The organism is Streptomyces sp. CO7, from assembly GCF_053474865.1.
In genome coordinates this window covers 831829-833814 of record NZ_JBRIOU010000002.1, presented here as the reverse complement: position 1 = coordinate 833814, position 1986 = coordinate 831829, and the positions used below count along the sequence as shown (strand labels likewise).

At 72.1% G+C, this 1986-nt stretch carries 2 protein-coding genes; one reads left to right on the top strand and one right to left on the bottom strand.

What is annotated here, in order from left to right; all coding sequences use genetic code 11:
• Positions 1-454: helix-turn-helix domain-containing protein (locus ACOV8S_RS05775; protein WP_448316445.1), on the bottom strand; the 454-nt coding region annotated here is incomplete at its 3' end.
• A 166-nt stretch (positions 455-620) separates the two neighbouring features.
• Between ACOV8S_RS05775 and ACOV8S_RS05770 the strand changes: the two genes are divergently transcribed.
• Positions 621-1685 (top strand): lipoate--protein ligase family protein, encoded by a 1065-nt coding sequence (locus ACOV8S_RS05770; RefSeq protein WP_448316444.1) that lies wholly within the window; start codon positions 621-623, stop codon positions 1683-1685.
• The last annotated feature ends 301 nt before the right edge of the window (positions 1686-1986 follow it).

Here is a 1986-nt window from a genome sequence, read left to right as displayed (position 1 = left end):
CGCGCAAGGCGATCGCCTCCGCCGGCGTGATCCGCAGCCCCCAGTCGCTCAGCTCGAAGGCACCCCGCCAGGCGACGGGAAGGGTCTCCACCTCGTCGACCGCCTGTCGAGCCCGCAAGGCGTAGGTGTCGACGACCGACTGCAGATAGACGCGGGTGGCCTCAGGTTCGCGGTCCGCGAGCTCCCGGTCGGAGAACCGGGTCATCCGGTGCGCGGCCGCCCACCACCGCTCCCGCGCGTTGCCGCGGTCGGTGAGCTCCTCCACGAAGCCGGCGTCGGCCAGTTTCCGCAGGTGGTAGCTGGCGCTGCCCGAGTTGATGGCGAGCCGCTCCGCCAGCCGGGTCGCCGTGGAGGGCCCGTGCCGGCGCAGCAGTCCCACCAGGCGCACCCTCAGCGGGTGCGCCAGCGCCCGTAGCCCCGATGCGTCCAGCCGTACCTCGTCGCTCTTCGCCATGCCCTCACCGTAGACCGCCAACACTTGTTTGCAAAGACTTCTTCGCGAACAAGTGTTGGCGGTTTCGGCGGCCGGAGCTCCCGCTGCGTCCACGTTCGCGGCGAGCGATCATCGGATGGAGTGGGCCACGCGTGAGGCGGACCCGGGACCGGAGGGAGCCGAGGCTGTGCATGGCGAGTACAAGGTGCCCGGCGGCAAGCTGGTCGTCGTGGACCTGGACGTCCGGGGCGACGTGCTGCGCGACGTACGGGTGGCCGGCGACTTCTTCCTGGAGCCCGACGAGGCCCTCCTGGCGATCAACGACGCCCTCGAGGGCGCTCCCGCCACGACGGACGCAGCGGGTCTGGCCACCAGGATCACCGCGGCCCTGCCGGAGTCCACGGTGATGCTGGGCCTGACCGCCGAGGGCGTCGGCATCGCCGTGCGGCGCGCGCTGGCCCGTGCGACCGAGTGGGGCGACTACGACTGGCAGCTCATCCACACCGGCCCGCAGCCGCCCGCCCTGCACATGGCGCTGGACGAGGTGCTCACCGCCGAGGTGGCCGCCGGGCGGCGGGCGCCGACCCTGCGGGTGTGGGAGTGGGCGTCGCCGGCCGTGGTCATCGGCAGCTTCCAGTCGCTGCGCAACGAGGTGGACCCGCAGGGCGCGGCCCGCCACGGCATCACGGTGGTGCGGCGGATCTCGGGCGGCGGGGCGATGTTCGTGGAGCCGATGAGCACCATCACGTACTCCCTGTCGGTACCGGAGTCCCTGGTCTCCGGCCTCTCCTTCGCCGACAGCTACGCCTACCTGGACGACTGGGTGCTGGGCGCGCTGGGCGACATGGGCATCAAGGCCTGGTACCAGCCGCTCAACGACATCGCCACCGAGGCGGGCAAGATCGCCGGCGCGGCGCAGAAGCGGGTGGTGGGCCCGGACGGCGGTCCCGGAGCCGTCCTGCACCACGTGACGATGTCCTACGACATCGACGCCGACAAGATGCTCGAGGTGCTCCGCATCGGCAAGGAGAAGATGTCCGACAAGGGCACCACGAGCGCCAAGAAGCGGGTGGACCCGCTGCGGCGGCAGACCGGTCTGGCCCGCGAGCAGGTGATCGAGAACATGATCGCCTCCTTCCGCGACCGCCACGGGCTGACGGCCGGCGAGGTCACCGCCGAGGAGATGACCCGCGCCGAGGAACTGGTGCGGTCGAAGTTCGCCACCGAGGAGTGGACCGCGCGCGTGCCCTGACGGCGTGCGGCCGGGAGAACTGGGCGGCCGACGGCGCCGGGCGGTCGCTCCACCGGCGGGTGCGCCGGCCGACCCGACCCGGCGTCTCACCGGAGCGCCCACATGCCGAGACGACGCTGGATTCATGCAGGGTGCACGTATAACGTCGTCCGCATGTCCGCACCCGCCTCCCTGCTGTGCCTGGCACTCTTCGCGTGCTCGGCCTGGTGCGTCGACGACGCTCTCTGTCGCCGCTGATCCGCGTCCGTCGTCCGCGCCGTACCCGCCGCCGACGACCCCCGACGCCCGCAGCCCCGTCCCC